Origin of the sequence: Escherichia sp. GZ89, from assembly GCF_019366485.1 — a bacterium.
Taxonomy (GTDB): domain Bacteria; phylum Pseudomonadota; class Gammaproteobacteria; order Enterobacterales; family Enterobacteriaceae; genus Escherichia; species Escherichia fergusonii.
In genome coordinates this window covers 25,908-44,406 of the sequence record NZ_JAEOHX010000016.1, presented here as the reverse complement: position 1 = coordinate 44,406, position 18,499 = coordinate 25,908, and the positions used below count along the sequence as shown (strand labels likewise).

General features: G+C 53.0%; 15 protein-coding genes and 1 pseudogene. 9 read left to right on the top strand and 7 right to left on the bottom strand.

The window, feature by feature from the left end; genetic code table 11:
• The first annotated feature begins 9 nt into the window (after nucleotides 1-9).
• Nucleotides 10-993 (top strand): transaldolase, encoded by a 984-nt coding sequence (gene tal, locus K0335_RS19555; RefSeq protein WP_104920109.1) that lies wholly within the window; start codon nucleotides 10-12, stop codon nucleotides 991-993.
• Nucleotides 994-1,136: 143 nt separating this feature from the next.
• Here tal and yahK read toward each other — a convergent pair whose 3' ends face one another.
• Nucleotides 1,137-2,186 carry an NADPH-dependent aldehyde reductase YahK gene (gene yahK, locus K0335_RS19550; protein ID WP_001021754.1) on the bottom strand — a complete coding sequence of 350 codons (1,050 nt, stop codon included), beginning with the start codon at nucleotides 2,184-2,186 and terminating at the stop codon, nucleotides 1,137-1,139.
• Between the two features lie 388 nt (nucleotides 2,187-2,574).
• Between yahK and K0335_RS19545 the strand changes: the two genes are divergently transcribed.
• Both K0335_RS19545 and K0335_RS19540 read left to right on the top strand, forming a co-directional pair.
• Nucleotides 2,575-2,832, top strand: a complete 258-nt coding sequence (locus K0335_RS19545) for a YjhX family toxin (protein WP_024256817.1) — start codon at nucleotides 2,575-2,577, stop codon at nucleotides 2,830-2,832.
• Between the two features lie 9 nt (nucleotides 2,833-2,841).
• A complete protein-coding gene (locus tag K0335_RS19540) occupies nucleotides 2,842-3,588 on the top strand; it encodes a cyclopropane-fatty-acyl-phospholipid synthase family protein (RefSeq protein WP_000354243.1) in 747 nt (248 codons plus the stop codon).
• Nucleotides 3,589-3,668: 80 nt separating this feature from the next.
• Here the strand turns inward: K0335_RS19540 and K0335_RS19535 are convergent, their stop codons facing one another.
• The 6 genes and pseudogenes from K0335_RS19535 to K0335_RS19510 form a co-directional block, all read right to left on the bottom strand.
• Nucleotides 3,669-5,060, bottom strand: a complete 1,392-nt coding sequence (locus K0335_RS19535; protein WP_000665114.1) for an amidohydrolase family protein — start codon at nucleotides 5,058-5,060, stop codon at nucleotides 3,669-3,671.
• Between the two features lie 9 nt (nucleotides 5,061-5,069).
• A complete protein-coding gene (locus K0335_RS19530; RefSeq protein ID WP_104920111.1) occupies nucleotides 5,070-6,020 on the bottom strand; it encodes a carbamate kinase family protein in 951 nt (316 codons plus the stop codon).
• A 95-nt stretch (nucleotides 6,021-6,115) separates the two neighbouring features.
• Nucleotides 6,116-7,534, bottom strand: a pseudogene (locus K0335_RS19525) (DUF1116 domain-containing protein).
• Nucleotides 7,534-9,081: an acyl-CoA synthetase FdrA gene (gene fdrA / locus K0335_RS19520; RefSeq protein ID WP_104920112.1), complete on the bottom strand. Its 1,548-nt coding sequence runs from the start codon at nucleotides 9,079-9,081 to the stop codon at nucleotides 7,534-7,536. Before fdrA ends, K0335_RS19525 begins: the two are co-directional and overlap by 1 nt.
• Entirely contained in the window at nucleotides 9,071-9,934 is an 864-nt protein-coding gene (locus K0335_RS19515; protein ID WP_104920113.1) for a DUF2877 domain-containing protein, read from the bottom strand. The genes fdrA and K0335_RS19515 overlap by 11 nt, the downstream gene beginning before the upstream one ends.
• Nucleotides 9,935-9,973: 39 nt before the next feature.
• The gene (locus K0335_RS19510; protein ID WP_104920114.1) at nucleotides 9,974-10,579 is read right to left on the bottom strand and encodes an ankyrin repeat domain-containing protein; all 606 of its coding nucleotides are present in this window, start codon (nucleotides 10,577-10,579) and stop codon (nucleotides 9,974-9,976) included.
• Between the two features lie 257 nt (nucleotides 10,580-10,836).
• On the opposite strand from K0335_RS19510, the gene K0335_RS19505 reads away from it, so the two are divergent.
• The 6 genes from K0335_RS19505 to gabT all read left to right on the top strand — a co-directional run bounded on the left by K0335_RS19505 (nucleotide 10,837) and on the right by gabT (nucleotide 18,425).
• The gene (locus tag K0335_RS19505) at nucleotides 10,837-11,334 is read left to right on the top strand and encodes a DUF1097 domain-containing protein (protein WP_104920115.1); all 498 of its coding nucleotides are present in this window, start codon (nucleotides 10,837-10,839) and stop codon (nucleotides 11,332-11,334) included.
• A 91-nt stretch (nucleotides 11,335-11,425) separates the two neighbouring features.
• Nucleotides 11,426-12,358, top strand: coding sequence for a LysR substrate-binding domain-containing protein (locus tag K0335_RS19500; RefSeq protein WP_169710950.1), 933 nt, complete (start codon nucleotides 11,426-11,428; stop codon nucleotides 12,356-12,358).
• Between the two features lie 1,036 nt (nucleotides 12,359-13,394).
• Nucleotides 13,395-14,372 (top strand): glutarate dioxygenase GlaH, encoded by a 978-nt coding sequence (glaH, locus tag K0335_RS19495; RefSeq protein ID WP_104920117.1) that lies wholly within the window; start codon nucleotides 13,395-13,397, stop codon nucleotides 14,370-14,372.
• A 19-nt stretch (nucleotides 14,373-14,391) separates the two neighbouring features.
• Nucleotides 14,392-15,660, top strand: a complete 1,269-nt coding sequence (lhgO, locus tag K0335_RS19490) for an L-2-hydroxyglutarate oxidase (protein WP_104920118.1) — start codon at nucleotides 14,392-14,394, stop codon at nucleotides 15,658-15,660.
• Nucleotides 15,661-15,682: 22 nt separating this feature from the next.
• Nucleotides 15,683-17,131 carry an NADP-dependent succinate-semialdehyde dehydrogenase gene (gabD, locus tag K0335_RS19485; protein ID WP_000772890.1) on the top strand — a complete coding sequence of 483 codons (1,449 nt, stop codon included), beginning with the start codon at nucleotides 15,683-15,685 and terminating at the stop codon, nucleotides 17,129-17,131.
• A 13-nt stretch (nucleotides 17,132-17,144) separates the two neighbouring features.
• Nucleotides 17,145-18,425 (top strand): 4-aminobutyrate--2-oxoglutarate transaminase, encoded by a 1,281-nt coding sequence (gabT, locus tag K0335_RS19480; RefSeq protein WP_046083113.1) that lies wholly within the window; start codon nucleotides 17,145-17,147, stop codon nucleotides 18,423-18,425.
• The last annotated feature ends 74 nt before the right edge of the window (nucleotides 18,426-18,499 follow it).

Sequence of the window (18,499 nt, the reverse complement as noted above, 5' to 3'; positions counted from 1 at the left end):
GTCAAGATTATGAGTCAGTTAGATGAACTTAAACGCCTTACCACCGTGGTGGCCGACAGCGGCGACATTGACGCCGTAGCACGTTTTAAGCCGCAGGATGCCACGACTAATCCGTCGTTGATCCTCAAGGCTGCGGCGATCCCGCATTATCAACCACTTATTGATAATGCCATTGCGTTTGCCCTTCAACAGGGCGGTTCTACCCAGACGCAGATTATGAATGCCAGCGATAAGCTGGCGGTGAATATCGGGATTGAACTGTTGAATCATGTGCCGGGTCGCGTCTCTACTGAGGTGGACGCTCGCCTGTCTTTCGATCGCGGTCTGTGTACCGCCAAAGCCCGTAAGCTCGTTCGCTTGTATCAGCAACAGGGGATTGATAAATCGCGCATTCTTATCAAACTCGCCGCGACCTGGCAGGGCATTCGCGCCGCAGAAGATCTGGAAAGAGAAGGCATTAATTGCAACCTGACGCTGCTTTTCTCTTTTGCTCAGGCCCGCGCCTGCGCGGAGGCCGGGGTGTATCTGATTTCACCGTTTGTCGGGCGTATTTACGACTGGTATCAACAACATCAGCCGCAGAGCAGTTATGAAGCAGAAAGCGATCCTGGCGTGGTATCCGTGCGAGACATCTACCGTTACTACAAAGCGCATCGTTATCCGACGGTGATTATGGGGGCCAGTTTCCGTAAAACTGAGCAGGTGCTGGCACTGGCTGGCTGCGATCGTCTGACGATTTCCCCTGCTCTGTTGAGCGAGCTGGCAGCGCAGGACGGCGAAGTGGTGCGTAAACTTAGCCCCGATGTGCCTGTAGAAAACAGCCCTTCTCCACTTAACGAAGCCGGGTTTTACTGGCAGCACCATCAGGATGCGATGGCAGTGGACAAGCTGGCAGAAGGCATACGGTTGTTTGCCGAAGACCAGGAGAAGCTGGAATCGATGCTCGCCGTTAAGTTGACTGTGTACAAGCACGCTGCGGAAATCAGCGTGTAATCACAAAGGATTACGAACACGGTTTTCCCCTCACCCTAACCCTCTCCCCGAGGAGGCGAGGGGACCGTCCGCGCTATTTTTTGGGCTTTATCATCAGGTTGAGTCCGTACTACCACAGATTACGGGCTTTTCGATTCAAACACTCATTCTGCCAGCGTGCGATTATCAATAACAAAACGATACTTCACATCCCCGCGCAACATTCGCTCATAGGCTTCGTTTATTTCATCGGCGCGGATCATTTCAATATCGGCAACAATGCCATGTTCGGCGCAAAAATCGAGCATCTCCTGGGTTTCAGGGATACCGCCAATCATCGACCCCGCAATCGCGCGGCGTTTCATGATCAGGTTGAAGACTTCCGGTGATTTGTGCGGCGTAGCGGGCGCGCCGACCAGGGTCATGGTGCCATCGCGTTTCAGTAAGGTAGTGTACTCATCAAGATTATGCGGGGCAGCGACCGTATTTAAAATAAAATCAAAACTCTTCATATGCGCCGCCATTTCGTCGGCATTGCGGGAGTTCACCACTTCATCGGCCCCCAGAGCTTTTGCCGCTTCACGTTTTGCCTCCGAGGTGGTAAAGGCCACGACATGCGCCCCCATTGCGTGGGCCAGCTTGATCCCCATATGCCCCAGGCCGCCAATACCGACCACGCCCACTTTTTTACCCGGCCCGGCCTGCCAGTGGCGCAACGGGGAGTAAGTGGTGATCCCCGCACACAGCAATGGGGCTACCGCTGCCAGTTGCTCTTGCGGGTGACGAATACGCAGAACATATCGCTCATGAACGACGATCTGTTGTGAGTAGCCGCCCAGAGTATGGCCCGGTTCGTCCGGCGTCGGCGCGTTATAGGTCCCTATCATGTGATCGCAGTAGTTTTCCAGTCCGTCGTCACACTCTTCACAGTGTTTACAACTGTCCACTATGCAGCCAACGCCCACCAGATCGCCCTCGGCATATTTTTCAACCTGCTCACCGGTGGCAATCACGCGTCCGACAATTTCATGGCCCGGCACGCAGGGGTAGACCGTTCCCGCCCACTCTGAACGCACCTGATGGAGATCGGAATGGCAGACACCACAGTAAGCAATCTCAATCTGGACATCGTGAGGGCCGGGTTTACGGCGGGTGATATCCATCGGTTCAAGTGGTTGTTTAGCGGAATATGCACCAATAGCCTTGATATTCATTGCATTCACTCCTGTTCGAAGAGGTATCTGGATGATGTGAGGAACGTCTTTGCAGCAAAACTCGCTCATTGAATATAGCCAATGAATGGTTGCCCGTGATGGGTTCTGAGACGTCGCTACCTGAGAGTTTAATGACCAATAGTGGTGTCGTTTTTCGTGGCAGATCACACTTTCTGGCACCAGGGATATCCCTTTTATCACCCGGTGTTATCATTCACATCGTAAATACCTGAACTCAATCCGAGGCTTAGATGCTGGAGAATGTCATCATCCGATAATCAGTTTCCCGACCTTTGTCGCCGGGCTGGTTATCAATGCGCCTAAATCAAATGTGAGCACCACGCTGTGCTTGCGGGTTTTGCATATGATGATGAAACAGGTTTCCAGTATGAATTTATCCCGTCAGGAACAACGTACCTTACACGTTCTCGCCAAAGGTGGACGTATTGCCCATCTTCGCGATGCCTCAGGCCGCGTCACCGCTGTTGAATGCTACAGCCGTGACGGGCTGCTGCTTACCGACTGCACGCTCGCCGTGTTCAAAAAACTCAAAACCAAAAGGCTGATTAAGTCCGTCAACGGTCAGCCTTACCGCATCAACACCAGCGGGCTTAAAAATGTCCGCGCACAGCTGGATAATCGCTAAGGAGAGTGTATGGATATCCCACCTATTTTTACCATTAGTGAAAGCGCGCACCGCATTCACAACCCCTTCACCGCAGAAAAATATGCCACGCTGGGGCGAGTCTTGCGCATGAAGCCCGGAACACGCATCCTCGATCTGGGTAGCGGTTCCGGCGAAATGCTCTGCACCTGGGCGCGCGATCACGGCATTACCGGTCTGGGTATTGATATGAGTCCGTTGTTTACACAACAGGCCCGGCGGCGCGCACAGGAACTCGGCGTTGGCGACAGGGTGGCATTTATTCATAACGATGCGAGCGGTTATGTCGCCCATGAAAAATGTCATGTCGCCGCCTGTATTGGCGCAACCTGGATTGCCGGAGGCGTCGCCGGAACGATTTCTCTGCTGGCAAAAAGTCTGCAACCCGGAGGGATCATACTTATCGGTGAGCCGTACTGGCGCCAGTTACCCACCAGCGAGGAGATAGCCCATGCCTGCGGGGCGCAAGCGTTGGCTGATTTTCTTCCCCTCCCTGAACGGGTGGCTTCTTTTGCGGCGTTTGGTTATGACGTCGTAGAAATGGTATTAGCCGACCAGGAAGGATGGGATCGCTATGAAGCGGCTAAATGGCTGACGATGCGCCGCTGGCTTGACGAGAACCCGGATGATGATTTTGCCGCTGTGGTGAGGGCGGAATTGAGCACATCGCCCGTGCGTCATGTCACCTGGACAAGAGAATATCTGGGCTGGGGAGTGTTTGCGCTAATGAGAAGATAACATTGCAACTTCGACACTGATAACACCTGGCGAGCTTTGAGGTTCGCTCTGAACTCTGCCAGGCGTTATTTTCTGCCATGTTAACTATCCTTGTTGATAACACTCCCCCACACCAGTTGCCCTTTATGGAACGTTGCCGTTCTCGGCGAGATACGCGCCACCGCCTCGGCGGAACAGGAGGCGTCCACCAGCACAAAGCTGGCGTCATCCTGCGCTTTAGGCCAGACGCGCTCGCCTTTTTCGTTGAGCGGCAATACATCGCCAGTGGCTAAAAACAGCGAACGGGAGAGGTTCTGTTCGTTAGGGCGAATATAGAGCTGCGCGTACAGATTGGCTTTTTCCAGCATGTCGCCCAGGCCGTAAGGCGACCAGTGGTCGATAACGCTGTCAGTGCCAGTCATGACTTTTACGCCTTTGTCGTGCAGTTGTCTAAGCGGCATATGCAGCGTGCCAATCGGTACCGTCGAGGCAATAGAAATTTGCTGCGCCACCATCCGGTGCGCCAGTTCATCTACCTGTTGCTCGTTGAGTGTTGCCAGCGCAAAAGCATGGCTGATGGTCAGTTTGCCCTTCAGTTGCGGCGTTTTCTCCACTGTTTCAACCATATAATTGATGGCTGCCACGCCCGCCGGAGTGGTTTCGTGTAGGTGAATATCGACGCCTTTGTCGTAGTCCAGCGCAATCTGGAACATGGTGTCGAGGGATTTTTCCATCGCGCCATCGACACTGGTTGGGTCCAGCCCGCCAACGTAATGCGCGCCTGCCTGCATTGCTTCACGCATCAAGGGTTCCGATTTCGACAGCAGCAAACCGTGCTGCGGGAAGGCGACAATTTCACACTCGAAGCCCGCCTGACGTCGCGCCAGCACCGCCTGCAAATTTTGCAGATTTTTCAGGCCGGAAACCGGTTCGATATTGCAGTGGCTGCGGGCAATGGTGGTGCCTTTCGACTGCAATAAATCGATCAGTTTTTCCGCCCGTTCCTGGGTATAAGGTTGCAACTCCGGCAGCATTTTCTGCTCAAGTTTGATCATGTCCTGGATGGTGGTGCCTGCCGGGCGATTGAGTGAGCGCCACGGTCCGCCGTAAAAGGTTTTGTCGAGATGAATATGCATGTCGCGAGTAGTGGGCAACATAAGCTTACCGCCAGCGTCATAGTGCGGTAGCGTAGCGTCCGGATGCTGCTTGTTCTCATGTAGCGCAACAATTTTACCGTCCTGAATCTCCACGGTCTGGCGCGCCGTGCGGGTCTGTACTGCCACGCCGTTTTCGTAGTCAAAACCGGTTTCCAGCAACACGTTATCGAGATAGTAGTGCGGGTCAGTGATTTTCATGGTGTTATTCGCGTCGCAGTGGGTTGTGCCAGAGACCTCCGCATGGGCGAATGGCACAGAGGTACCAAACAGCGCGGCGGCGGTGACCATCTTACCGCTCTGGCTCAAAAACTCACGACGGCTATTGCTTTCTTTCATCTTACGTCCTTACGTTTTAAAAATATGGGTGCCCGTTTCACCGCGCAGCGCGGCGGGCAGGCATTCCGGCGTGGTGATAATCACTTCTTTGCCGCCCTGTTCCAGGAACGTCAGGCTGGCGATGATTTTTGGCAACATGCTGCCGGGCGGGAAATGCCCTTCCTGCATATAGCGGGTCATGGTGGCAATATCCACCCGATCGAGCGCCTGCTGCTGCGGCTTGCCAAAGTGAATACACACTTTTTCCACGCCGGTGGTGATCACCAGAATGTCGGCGTGAATTTCGCGAGCCAGTAGCGCGGTAGAGAGATCTTTGTCGATAACCGCGTCCACGCTTTGGTAATCCCCCGCTTCACTGCACACCACCGGAATTCCACCGCCGCCCGCGCCAATTACCACAAAGCCTTGTTGGATCAGCGCCTTAATGGCAGGTGCTTCGACAATACGTTTCGGTTCCGGCGAGGCGACCACGCGGCGATAGCCCCGTCCGGCATCTTCAACAAAACGCCAGTCAGGATTTGCCTTTTGTAATTCGTCACGCTGGCTGTCACTAAAGAATGCGCCGATAGGTTTGGTGGGGTGAGCAAAACCCGGATCGTTTTTATCCACTTCCACCTGAGTCACCACGGTGACGGCTTTTTTCTCGCCGTGACGCGCCAGTCGGTTATTCAGCGCCTGTTGGATCAAGTAGCCAATGCCGCCCTGCGTATCCGCCACACAGTTCGCCAGCGGCGTTAAGGGCAGCCCTTCGCGCTCGTGGGCAATCTCCGCACGGCGTAAATCCAGCCCGACCTGCGGCCCGTTGCCGTGGGTCAGCACAATGTCGTAATCGGAAGCCAGCATTTCCAGCACCGTATCGGCGACGGCTTTCACTGCCTCCGCCTGATGCTCAATCGACTGGCTGGCGTTATCTTTGATAATGCTGTTGCCACCAATGGCAACGACCACAAGCTCTTTCATGTTGTTATGTCCGCTACAGAGGGTGATAAGGTTATGAAAGTGAGGTTGCCCCTCTCCCCAGAAGGGAGAAGGGATCGTAAAGTGCACTTTGCAGGTCAGACGCCGTAACGTTCGCACCAGCCAAGAATGGCTTTCTCGAAGCAGGCGAATGGTGGATGCACAATGCCCGCGCCAATCATGCCGACGCCTGCATCTTTATGGGCAATGGCGGTGTTGATCACTGGCAGAATGCCACTGCTACCCACGCGGGTGATGTCGATTGCCGACGGCACGCCCATAAATCCGAGCAGCGGAATGGTGACGTTCGGGTTTTCGCCGAGGGTGATTTCACGCATCTGGCGGGAGAAATCGATAGCCTCTTCCACCGTACCGCCCACCAGCGCGACGATAGCGGGTGCGGTCGCCATAGCAAATCCGCCAATACCGTAGGTTTCAGTAATGGCGCTGTCGCCGATATCCAGCCCCGAATCTTCCGGCTTATAACCGGCAAACATCGGGCCGATGACCTGTTGCGCCGGGCCGGTAAACCACTGCCCCGGCAGGCCGCTGACTCGCAGGCCGAACTCGACACCGTTACGCGCCATGGTGGTCACCACGGTGCTGTATTCAATGCCGTGCGCCGCATCCATCGCTGCTTTACACATTGCCATCCACGTCGGGCCGGAGAAGTAATCGCTGCTGGCGACAAACTCAAACACTTCGCGCTGTTGCTCAACGGAATAACCCGCCTGAATAATTCCCGGTGTCAGCGCCTGAATCAGCAGCGTCGTCCCGGCGTTATTGCGGTTATGGCATTCATCGCCCATATGCAGCGCCTGCGCCAGCATCAAGCGCAGATCGATTTCGCCGATAATTTTCATCGCGTCGCGCAGCATGGGGCCCTGGACATCGCGCATCCAGTTGAGACGGTCAATCACGCTCTGATCGTTGGCGCCCATACGCAAAATCTTCGCCATCTGCTCGCTCATGTTGGTATAAGCGATGTTGCCGTAGGTTTTATTTTTCACGATGTGCATAAACATCGAGGCAGAGGTGACGCCCGCCATCGATCCCACACAGTCGTGCTCGTGGCACGGCGAGAAGGTGATCTCCCCGGAAGCCGCCAGTTCAGCCGCCTCGTCAAGATCTTTCGCCAGTCCTTCGAACACCAGCGCCCCGGTGACCGCGCCTTTCATCGCGCCGCACATTTTTTCCCAGGTCACTGGTGGCCCGGCGTGAAGAATGGTTTTCGCCGTCATGCCAGGCACCACGTTAATCGCCTGATCAAAACCAATCAGCACCGGATGCGACTAGATAATGCGTTCCAGCGCCTGCTGGTTAGCGGCGGCGATTTTGTCTGCCAGCGGCGAATCGGCAATGTTGTCCAGTGCCTGCACCACCTGCATATTGCCCTGCCCCGGCGGCGTCCAGTCGAGTTGGGTCACTTCTACATGCTGCTTTTTCAGATCATCGCTAAACATAGCGATGCCGACGTTAATAACGTTCAACGGTTGGCTAAACAGTGACGGACTCATCAGGCTTCCTCCCCTTTGCAAATAAATTCACGCGCCAGCAATCCGGTATTGGTGCTGCTGCTTGCCAGAATTACCCCGGCATCAAGCAGCATCTGGCTTTGTTGTTCTAATGATGGCGTATCGAGATCGGTGCCCAGTACATAGGCGAGAATGATCAACTCGCGTCCTTCGGCAGCGGCGATCGCTTTCGCTTCTTTGATCGCCTTGATGGTGGAACCGACCGGATCTTCATGCGATCCAAATCCGAGCACAAAATCCATCACGATCACCGCCACTTCTGGATCGCGCGCTTCTTCGATCAAGCGACTGATGCGGTTGGTGGGGTCAATCATTGGATGCGGCTTGCCGTTGGTGAAGTCGTCATCACCAAAGTCGAGGAAGGTATGTTTGATGCTGCGGTTGATATCTTGCAGGCGGAATTCAGGATCGGGCTGAATGTTGCTGTAGACATCGCCGTGTTTTTCCATCACCGCGAACATGGTTTCGTCGCACAGTGTGCCGCCGCAGAACAGGCCACGAATGTATTTCTGCTGTGGTTGCAGACTCGCACGCACATCCGCAATCAACGGCTGGTTCAGGATATGCAGGTCGAGATGTTCTTGTTTCACGCCGGAGAGCATCACCGCTTTCAGTGCCGCCTCTTTGCTGCCGCGAGCAAACTGTAGCCCCTGCTCATCCACTGGCGTTTCGCCACGACCGAGGAAGCAGACCACCACCGGCTTGCGGCAGGCGCGTGCGCGTTCCAGCACTTTGCGGGCCACCGCAGGCGCGGGCGGTTTGGAGATAAGTACAATGATTTCAGTTTGCGGATCGTTTTCCAGCATCCCGATAGCGTCGAGCATCATCAGGCCGCCGATTTTCTCGCTCAGGTCGCGCCCGCCGGTGCCAATCAGTTGCGAAACGCCGCCGCCAAATTCATGGATACGGACGCTCAGTTCCTGGCTACCGGTGCCGGATGCGCCAACAATACCGATGTTGCCGCGACGCACAGCGTTACCAAAGCAGAGCGCCGCGCCATTGATAATCGCCGTGCCGCAGTCTGGCCCCATCATCAGCAGCCCTTTTTCGTGGGCCAGTTGCTTGAGCGCCAGTTCATCTTCAACTGAGACGTTATCGGAAAACAGCATCACGTTAAGATCGTTTTGCAGCGCCTGACGTGCTTCGCGAGCGGCAAACAGACCGTTAACCGAAATCACTGCCAGGTTACTTTCCGGGATATGCTTTTTAGCGCTGGCAATAGTGGCGTAACGCGCTTCATGCGAGCCGCTTTGCGCTTTGCTGTTGAACAGTTCTTCAATCTCCACCAGCAACTGCTCGTTGTCTGCGCCCGCTTTGCCGTTGATGACAATCATCAGGTCGCCGTTTTTCGCCTGTTCCAGCTCCGGCGTCAGCAGCCCTAAATTCTTCAGAACGCCTTTGTTCATTTCGGTCGCCATCGCCACAAATGCCTGCTCGACGCCGTCGAGTTTATTTGCACGTGTGGAGATAGACATCAGCGAGACAGAATCAAAATAGGTATTCGGTTTAATGACTATTTTAACTGACATAATTCCCTCCGTAGGTTTGGCTCAGCGCACAACCATCAGCCATGCCATACAGCATGTCGCAGCCGGAACTGGAACCAATATGTTTAATTTTTTCTATTCCCTGGGTTGAATTCCCAGGGATGCCATAAATAATGTTGTGAATAAAACGATGAATATTTTCCCGGCAGCGTTGTTGTAATGCGGCTTCCAGCGTTATGGCACTTAGTAACGTGGTATTATTTCTGCCGCGTTGCAGACCGAGATAAAATTCCTCTTTGTATTTTCCCGCCGGATGCCCGGAAATAAATAAAATAAGCGCCAGGCCTGTTAAATAATCATCGGCTGATGGTGTAAGGCCAATCCCTAACCCCATCATATTAGCAACCGCCAAAGCGATATTTTTTTTATCGTTTACGGCCTGAATAACTGCCCGTCGTTTAATACGTAATTCTTTATTTAACGCCTGATAAAACGGATTATCGCCGCAATAATTAAACAGGGTTTCATTTTCCCCCAAGTGCTGATGAATAATGTCGTGCCACTGTTGCCAGGCGATAAGGTGAAATTTTTCAGCGGTCATTTGCAAGGTTGGGGACAGCCAACGTTGGCAATGACTCATCTCTATCTGAAGATGTTGACCAACCGTAATACCTTGATCATCAAACTGAACCTTATCACCATGACGGAACAGACCATCAAAGTGAGTGAGTGCCAACCGACAACTGTTTGGCGCATTGTCGTACTCTTCACAAAGCAGTGTCAGCAACTGCTGGCGAGCCGGGATTGCGATATTTACCGCTCTGGCAAAGACCTGTTCAACCTGTCCTTGCCCCCGCTGCGCCAGAAAATCAGCATCCGCAGTTAGCGCCCACACACACCGTCTTTCTGGTGTGTTGATAGCAAGTCTCCCGGTTTATGCGCCTGCGGCAATCAGTAACTGCGCAATCTCTTCAAAGCCTCGTTCCCGCGCCAGTTCCAGCGGCGTTTTGCCATATTTATCCGTCATGTGCGGGCTGGCACCGTGTTCCAGCAATAACTGGACAATCGCCTGCTGTTTAATCCCGCCATCGTTAAGCACAATCGCTTCCAGTAGCGGCGTCCAGCCAACATGGTTGGTCTGGTTAACGTTAATCTCCGTATGCGCCAAAAGCTCTTTTACAATACTTAAATGGCCTTTTTCACAGGCAGGCGTCAGGCCGACACCGCCGAAACGGGTTACACAATTAAGGTCTGGTTTAGCCGGTAAAATAATTCGTAGTAGCGTTAAATCACCGTTCAGGCAGCTCATTAAAAAAGGATTTAAACAGGTCTGGTCTTGTTTATTAATATCCGCACCGGCATCAATTAATGCCTGAACGCAAGCATATTGCTGATATAAACTTGCCAGTGTAATTGCCGTTTTCCCCTGCCGATCGCAGGTATTTATATCGACACCCAGCGCAAGGCAAGTTTTTACTTTATCGATATCACCCTGTTGTGCAGCCAATAAATAGTCGGCAGGTAGATTTTTTATACTCATTAACATTCCCCTGGTTTTTGTGGCTGTTTTCGATGAATTGAGAATAGCAACGATAATCTGATAAAAGAACCCGCTTAAATTTAATTCGCCGTATTTCGCCTTTTTGTTGAATGATGTTCAACAATCTTTTCGCAGTGTGCGGTAGTGCAATATTTGTTTCTTTGACCCGATACCCTTTCACTCAATCAGGTTTTATTTCTCTATAGTCTGCACATGTAAGCGCAGCTTTCGTCCATGTCTAACCAGAGGGGAACAAGATGAACGGACTCACTGCAACGGGTATAACCGTCGGTGTTTGTGCAGGGCTTTGGCAGTTAGTGTCTTCACATGTTGGGCTTTCTCAGGGATGGGAATTATTAGGAACCATTGGCTTTGTCGCCTTTTGCAGTTTTTATGCCGCAGGCGGCGGTAAATCGGGGTTTATCAAGAGTCTGGCGGTTAATTATTCCGGGATGGTGTGGGCGTTTTTCGCCGCGCTGACTTCCGGTTGGCTGGCCTCGGTGAGTGGGCTTTCCGTGTTCTGGGCAAGCGTGATGACTACCGTGCCTTTCTCAGCTGTAGTGGTCTGGCAAGGGCGTTTCTGGTTACTGTCATTCATTCCCGGAGGCTTTCTCGGCATGACGCTGTTTTTTGCCAGCGGGATGAACTGGACGGTGACATTACTGGGTTTTCTGGCGGGTAACTGCGTGGGAATAATTTCAGAATATGGCGGACAAAAATTAAGCGAAGCGACGACTAAACGCGACGGGTATTAAAAGTTATTCAAAAATGATTATCTATCTTTAACCGATACCTCTACAGTCATAGCTGGAGAAATTCATAGTAGATAATGGCGGGAATGGTTTAATGAACTCAATTTTTACCGAAGAGAATCTGTTGGCATTTACTACCGCTGCGCGTTTTGGCAGCTTCAGTAAAGCGGCAGACGAGTTGGGTTTAACCACTTCCGCCATTAGCTACACCATCAAGCGAATGGAAACAGGGCTGGATGTGGTGCTGTTCACTCGCAGTACCCGCAGCATTGAGTTAACGGAGTCCGGGCGTTATTTTTTCCGCAAAGCTACCGACCTGCTGAATGATTTTCACGCCATCAAACGCAGCATCGATACTATTTCGCAGGGCATAGAAGCGCGTGTGCGTATTTGTATTAACCAGCTACTTTATACACCCAAACACACCGCGCGCTTATTACAGGTACTGAAAAAGCAATTTCCAACCTGCCAGATTACCGTCACCACCGAAGTGTATAATGGCGTCTGGGATGCGATTATTAATAATCAGGCGAATATCGCTATTGGCGCGCCCGACACGCTGCTGGACGGCGGCGGCATTGATTACACGGAGATTGGCGCGATTCGCTGGGCTTTTGCTATCGCCCCGGATCACCCGTTAGCCTTTGTGCCAGAGCCGATCGCTGAAAGTCAGCTACGTCTCTACCCCAATATCATGGTGGAAGATACCGCGCATACGATTAATAAAAAAGTGGGCTGGTTGCTGCATGGGCAGGAGTCGATTCTGGTGCCAGATTTCAACACCAAATGCCAGTGCCAGATTTTAGGTGAAGGGATTGGTTTTTTGCCGGATTACATGGTCCGCGAGGCGATGGCGCAATCCCTGCTGGTCACCCGACAAATCCATAACCCGCGCCAGGATTCGCGCATGTTACTGGCAACTCAACACTCTGCCACCGGTCAGGTGACGCAGTGGATAAAAAAACAATTTGGACAGAAAGGTATTTTAACCACGATTTATGAAGATTTATTGCACCGTGACAATTAAGAAAATATATGCGCGAACAGGAATTTTATTATTTTTACATTGTTATGAAAATCATTCCAGGTAAATGACCCGATTTTTTATATCTCAATAAACTGTATTATAAATTCTGTAAAACCATTATTCATTGTTTCCCATGCGATAAGGTTTCCCGCCACTCTTTGGCGGGTTTTTTTTACCTGAGATTACTTACCATTGATTATTCTTAATTATCAGCATATTAAAAAAGACAAAATCAGATTTTTTTCGTGGGTTATTCGGAAATGTCATTGATATCGGTTAACAAGGGGTGTTTTGCTGCACTGTGGTAAAAAATTGGGCCGCCATCGAGGCCTCGAACCCCGTACCCTACAACAATCCTGATTGTCGTCCGCTCTTCCAGATGAGCTAATGGCGGTTTACTTAATTTGTCCTGTATTGGTCTCAGGGCATATCTCGTTTGGTGTGGGCGCATATTACGGAGAAGTGAAAATACAATCATGATGGAATCATGATAATTTTGATTGATTCATCATTCTTGTCCAACCTGGAAAACCAGTATTCCACCGGATATTCAATAGCGACAAAATAAGAGAAAATTACTCCGTCAGTAAGGTAACTGTGTATGTTTTTTTATATTTTTCTCCCATTTCTGGATAGCCCATCATTGATGGGCTTTTTTTTATTATTTCATCTAAGCAATAGACCTGATTACGTTATTTATTTATCCATGGCAATATGATTTTGCACGACCTGCTAAGGAAGGTGGGCAAATCCAGTTGTGTGATGTTGTACCGAGATCCCCTGATGGAAACATCAGGGGTTCTTTTTCTATTCTCTTAGCCCCTCTCCGTTAACAAACTGATTATGTTAATTAATTCATAAAAACTACTCTTAAATTCAGAATATCACATTGTTAATTAATTGTTGTTTTAGATCACAATAATTAAACAAACACGTCATTTTGACCGCATTTTTCAGAAATGTAGATATTTTTAGATTATGGCTACGAAATGAGCATCGCCATGTCACCCTACATCTCATAAGAGGATCGCTTCTGATGAATGCACTGACCGCCGTACAAAACAACGCTGTCGATTCAGGCCAGGACTATAGCGGATTCACTCTCATCCCGTCGGCGCAATCCCCGCGTCTGCTGGAACTCACCTTCACCGAACAGACGACCAAACGGTTTCTCGAGCAGGTTGCCGAATGGCCCGTGCAGGCGCTGGAGTACAAATCGTTTCTGCGTTTTCGGGTAGGCAAAATTCTTGATGATTTGTGTGCGAATCAGCTGCAACCGTTGCTGTTGAAGACGCTGCTAAACCGTGCTGAAGGTGCGCTGTTAATTAATGCGGTAGGTGTCGATGATGTCGCGCAGGCAGATGAGATGGTGAAGCTGGCAACGGCGGTGGCGCACCTGATTGGTCGCTCAAATTTCGACGCCATGAGTGGTCAGTATTACGCGCGTTTTGTGGTGAAAAATGTCGATAACTCAGACAGCTATCTGCGTCAGCCGCATCGTGTGATGGAGCTGCACAACGACGGCACCTACGTCGAAGAAATCACTGATTACGTGCTGATGATGAAAATCGACGAGCAAAACATGCAGGGCGGAAATTCGCTGCTGCTGCATCTCGATGACTGGGAACATCTGGACCACTATTTCTGCCACCCGTTGGCTCGCCGTCCGATGCGCTTTGCTGCGCCGCCGAGCAAAAACGTCAGCAAAGATGTTTTCCATCCGGTGTTCGACGTTGATCAGCAGGGCCGCCCGGTGATGCGCTATATCGACCAGTTCGTCCAGCCGAAAGACTTCGAAGAAGGCGTGTGGTTGAGCGAGCTTTCGGACGCCATTGAAACCAGCAAAGGCATCCTGTCTGTGCCCGTTCCCGTTGGCAAATTCCTGTTGATTAACAATCTGTTCTGGCTGCACGGTCGCGACCGCTTTACCGCACACCCGGATCTGCGCCGTGAACTGATGCGCCAGCGCGGCTATTTCGCTTACGCCACTCACCACTACCAGACGCATCAGTAAGCGCAAAGGAATTGAGCGGATGTATGATTTTGTGATTATTGGCGGCGGCATCATTGGCATGTCGACCGCCATGCAACTGATAGATGTCTATCCGGACGCCCGCATTGCGTTGCTGGAAAAAGAGTCCGGCCCGGCCTGTCACCAGACGGGCCACAACAGCGGCGTGATCCATGCCGGGGTCTATTACACGCCCGGCAGCCTGAAGGCGCAGTTTTGCCTAGCGGGAAACCGCGCCACTAAAGCCTTTTGCGATCAAAACGGCATTCGCTACGACAACTGCGGCAAGATGCTGGTCGCCACGTCTGAACTCGAAATGGAACGGATGCGCGGCTTATGGGAACGCACGGCGGCGAACGGTATTGAGCGCGAGTGGTTAAACGCCGAGGAGCTACGCGAGCGCGAACCGAATATCACCGGACTGGGCGGCATTTTTGTGCCGTCCAGCGGTATTGTCAGCTACCGCGAAGTGACGGCGGCAATGGCAAAAATCTTCCAGGCCAGAGGCGGTGAGATTATTTATAACGCCGAAGTCAGCGCCCTCAGTGAGCATAAAAACGGCGTGGTGATACGGACCCGTCAGGGCGGTGAATATGAAGCATCGACGCTGATTAGCTGTTCCGGGCTGATGGCTGACCGGCTGGTGAAAATGCTCGGCCTCGAGCCGGGCTTTATCATCTGCCCGTTCCGTGGCGAATATTTCCGCCTTGCCCCGGCGCATAACCAGATTGTTAACCACCTGATTTACCCCATCCCCGACCCGGCAATGCCGTTTTTGGGTGTGCATCTCACCCGCATGATCGACGGCAGCGTGACCGTCGGGCCAAACGCGGTGCTTGCTTTTAAACGTGAAGGCTATCGCAAGCGCGACTTCTCATTTAGCGACACGCTGGAGATTTTGGGCTCGTCGGGGATTCGCCGGGTGCTGCAAAACCATCTACGCTCAGGACTGGGCGAGATGAAAAACTCGCTGTGCAAAAGCGGCTATCTGCGGCTGGTGCAAAAGTATTGTCCCGGGCTTTCGTTAAGCGATCTCCAGCCCTGGCCCGCCGGTGTGCGTGCGCAGGCAGTATCGCCGGACGGCAAGCTGATTGACGATTTTCTGTTTGTCACCACCCCGCGCACGATCCACACCTGCAATGCGCCCTCCCCGGCAGCGACATCAGCAATTCCTATTGGTGCGCATATTGTCAGCAAGGTACAAACGCTGTTGGCAAGCCAGAGTAACCCCGGACGCACGCTGCGAGCGGCACGTAGTGTGGATGCCTTACACGCCGCCTTTAATCAATAACCTTTGAAAACAGGATGTAGCGATGAAACTGAACGACAGTAACTTATTCCGCCAGCAGGCGTTAATTAACGGGGAGTGGCTGGACGCCAACAATGGCGAAGTCATCGAGGTCACCAATCCGGCGAATGGCGACAAGCTGGGTAGCGTACCCAAAATGGGCGCAGATGAAACCCGCGCCGCTATCGACGCCGCCAACCGCGCCCTACCCGCCTGGCGTGCCCTTACCGCCAAAGAACGCGCCAACATTCTGCGTAACTGGTTCAATTTGATGATGGAGCATCAGGACGATTTAGCGCGCCTGATGACCCTCGAACAGGGCAAACCGCTGGCGGAAGCGAAAGGCGAAATCAGCTACGCCGCCTCATTTATTGAGTGGTTTGCCGAAGAAGGCAAACGCATTTATGGCGACACCATTCCCGGTCATCAGGCCGATAAGCGCCTGATTGTCATCAAGCAGCCGATTGGTGTTACCGCCGCTATCACGCCGTGGAACTTCCCGGCGGCGATGATTACCCGTAAAGCCGGTCCGGCGCTGGCGGCAGGGTGCACGATGGTGCTGAAGCCCGCCAGTCAGACGCCGTTCTCTGCGCTGGCGCTGGCAGAGCTGGCGATTCGCGCGGGCATTCCGGCTGGCGTATTTAACGTGGTGACCGGTTCGGCGGGCGCGGTCGGTAACGAACTGACCAGCAACCCGCTGGTGCGCAAGCTGTCGTTTACCGGCTCGACCGAAATTGGCCGTCAGTTAATGGAACAGTGCGCGAAAGACATCAAAAAAGTGTCGCTGGAGCTGGGCGGCAACGCACCGTTTATTGTCTTTGACGATGCCGATCTCGATAAAGCCGTGGAAGGCGCGCTGGCCTCGAAATTCCGTAACGCCGGGCAAACCTGCGTCTGCGCCAACCGCCTGTATGTGCAGGACGGCGTGTATGACCGCTTTGCCGAAAAATTGCAGCAGGCGGTGAGCAAACTGCACATCGGTGACGGGCTGGAAAAAGGCGTCACCATTGGGCCACTGATCGATGAAAAAGCGGTAGCAAAAGTGGAAGAGCATATCGCCGATGCGCTGGAGAAAGGCGCGCGCGTGGTTTGCGGCGGTAAAGCACACGAACGCGGCGGCAACTTCTTCCAGCCGACCATTCTGGTGGATGTTCCGGCCAACGCCAAAGTGTCGAAAGAAGAGACGTTCGGCCCCCTCGCCCCGCTATTCCGTTTTAAAGATGAAGCCGATGTGATTGCGCAGGCCAATGACACCGAGTTTGGCCTTGCCGCCTATTTCTACGCCCGTGATTTAAGCCGCGTCTTCCGCGTGGGCGAGGCGCTGGAATACGGCATCGTCGGTATCAATACCGGCATTATTTCCAATGAAGTGGCCCCGTTCGGCGGCATAAAAGCCTCGGGGCTGGGTCGTGAAGGTTCGAAGTATGGCATCGAAGATTATTTAGAAATCAAATACATGTGCATCGGTCTTTAACTGGAGAACGCGAATGAGCAGCAATAAAGAGTTAATGCAACGCCGCAGTCAGGCGATTCCCCGTGGCGTTGGGCAAATTCACCCGATTTTCGCTGATCGCGCAGAAAACTGCCGGGTGTGGGACGTTGAAGGCCGTGAGTATCTTGATTTCGCGGGCGGGATTGCGGTGCTCAATACCGGGCACCTGCATCCAAAAGTGGTGGCGGCAGTGGAAGCGCAGTTGAAAAAACTGTCGCACACTTGCTTCCAGGTGCTGGCTTATGAGCCGTATCTGGCGCTGTGCGAAATAATGAATCAGAAGGTGCCGGGCGATTTCGCCAAAAAAACGCTGCTGGTCACCACGGGTTCTGAAGCGGTGGAAAACGCGGTGAAAATCGCCCGCGCCGCCACCAAACGTAGCGGCACCATCGCCTTTAGCGGCGCGTATCACGGGCGCACGCACTATACGCTGGCGCTGACTGGTAAGGTGAACCCGTACTCTGCTGGTATGGGCCTGATGCCGGGCCATGTTTATCGCGCGCTTTATCCTTGTCCGCTACACGGCATCAGCGAGGATGACGCTATCGCCAGTATCCACCGAATCTTCAAAAATGACGCGGCGCCGGAAGATATCGCCGCCATCGTGATTGAGCCGGTTCAGGGCGAAGGCGGTTTCTACGCCGCGACACCAGCCTTTATGCAGCGTTTACGCGCGCTGTGTGACGAGCACGGGATCATGTTGATTGCCGATGAAGTGCAAAGCGGCGCGGGGCGTACCGGCACGCTGTTTGCGATGGAGCAAATGGGCGTCGCGCCGGATCTCACCACGTTCGCGAAATCGATCGCAGGCGGCTTCCCGCTGGCGGGCGTCACCGGGCGCGCCGAAGTGATGGACGCTGTCGCTCCGGGTGGCTTAGGCGGCACTTATGCGGGTAACCCGATTGCCTGCGTCGCGGCGCTGGAAGTGTTGAAGGTGTTTGAACAGGAAAATCTGCTGCAAAAAGCCAACGATCTGGGGCAAAAGCTGAAAGACGGATTGCTGGCGATCGCCGAAAAACACACCGAGATCGGCGACGTTCGCGGGCTGGGGGCGATGATCGCTATAGAGCTGTTTGAAGGTGGCGATCACAGTAAACCGGACGCCAGACTCACCGCCGACATCGTGGCGCGCGCCCGCGATAAAGGCCTGATTCTTCTCTCCTGCGGCCCGTATTACAACGTGCTGCGCATCCTTGTACCGCTCACCATTGAAGACGCTCAGATCCGTCAGGGTCTGGAGATCATCAGCCAGTGTTTTGCTGAGGCGAAACAGTAGCACCGCACCCATGCCGGAGGCGACGCTGCGCGTCTTGTCCGGCCTACGCGAATCCAGGTCGGATAAAGCGTTTA

Excerpts from the sequence above, each read along its gene's own strand:
- tal (WP_104920109.1), top strand. The coding sequence starts at position 10 with ATGAGTCAGTTAGATGAACTTAAACGCCTTACCACCGTGGTGGCCGAC.
- yahK (WP_001021754.1), bottom strand. The coding sequence starts at position 2,186 with ATGAATATCAAGGCTATTGGTGCATATTCCGCTAAACAACCACTTGAA.
- K0335_RS19545 (WP_024256817.1), top strand. The coding sequence starts at position 2,575 with ATGAATTTATCCCGTCAGGAACAACGTACCTTACACGTTCTCGCCAAA.
- K0335_RS19540 (WP_000354243.1), top strand. The coding sequence starts at position 2,842 with ATGGATATCCCACCTATTTTTACCATTAGTGAAAGCGCGCACCGCATT.
- K0335_RS19535 (WP_000665114.1), bottom strand. The coding sequence starts at position 5,060 with ATGAAAGAAAGCAATAGCCGTCGTGAGTTTTTGAGCCAGAGCGGTAAG.
- K0335_RS19530 (WP_104920111.1), bottom strand. The coding sequence starts at position 6,020 with ATGAAAGAGCTTGTGGTCGTTGCCATTGGTGGCAACAGCATTATCAAA.
- fdrA (WP_104920112.1), bottom strand. The coding sequence starts at position 9,081 with ATGTCAGTTAAAATAGTCATTAAACCGAATACCTATTTTGATTCTGTC.
- K0335_RS19510 (WP_104920114.1), bottom strand. The coding sequence starts at position 10,579 with ATGAGTATAAAAAATCTACCTGCCGACTATTTATTGGCTGCACAACAG.
- K0335_RS19505 (WP_104920115.1), top strand. The coding sequence starts at position 10,837 with ATGAACGGACTCACTGCAACGGGTATAACCGTCGGTGTTTGTGCAGGG.
- K0335_RS19500 (WP_169710950.1), top strand. The coding sequence starts at position 11,426 with ATGAACTCAATTTTTACCGAAGAGAATCTGTTGGCATTTACTACCGCT.
- glaH (WP_104920117.1), top strand. The coding sequence starts at position 13,395 with ATGAATGCACTGACCGCCGTACAAAACAACGCTGTCGATTCAGGCCAG.
- lhgO (WP_104920118.1), top strand. The coding sequence starts at position 14,392 with ATGTATGATTTTGTGATTATTGGCGGCGGCATCATTGGCATGTCGACC.
- gabD (WP_000772890.1), top strand. The coding sequence starts at position 15,683 with ATGAAACTGAACGACAGTAACTTATTCCGCCAGCAGGCGTTAATTAAC.
- gabT (WP_046083113.1), top strand. The coding sequence starts at position 17,145 with ATGAGCAGCAATAAAGAGTTAATGCAACGCCGCAGTCAGGCGATTCCC.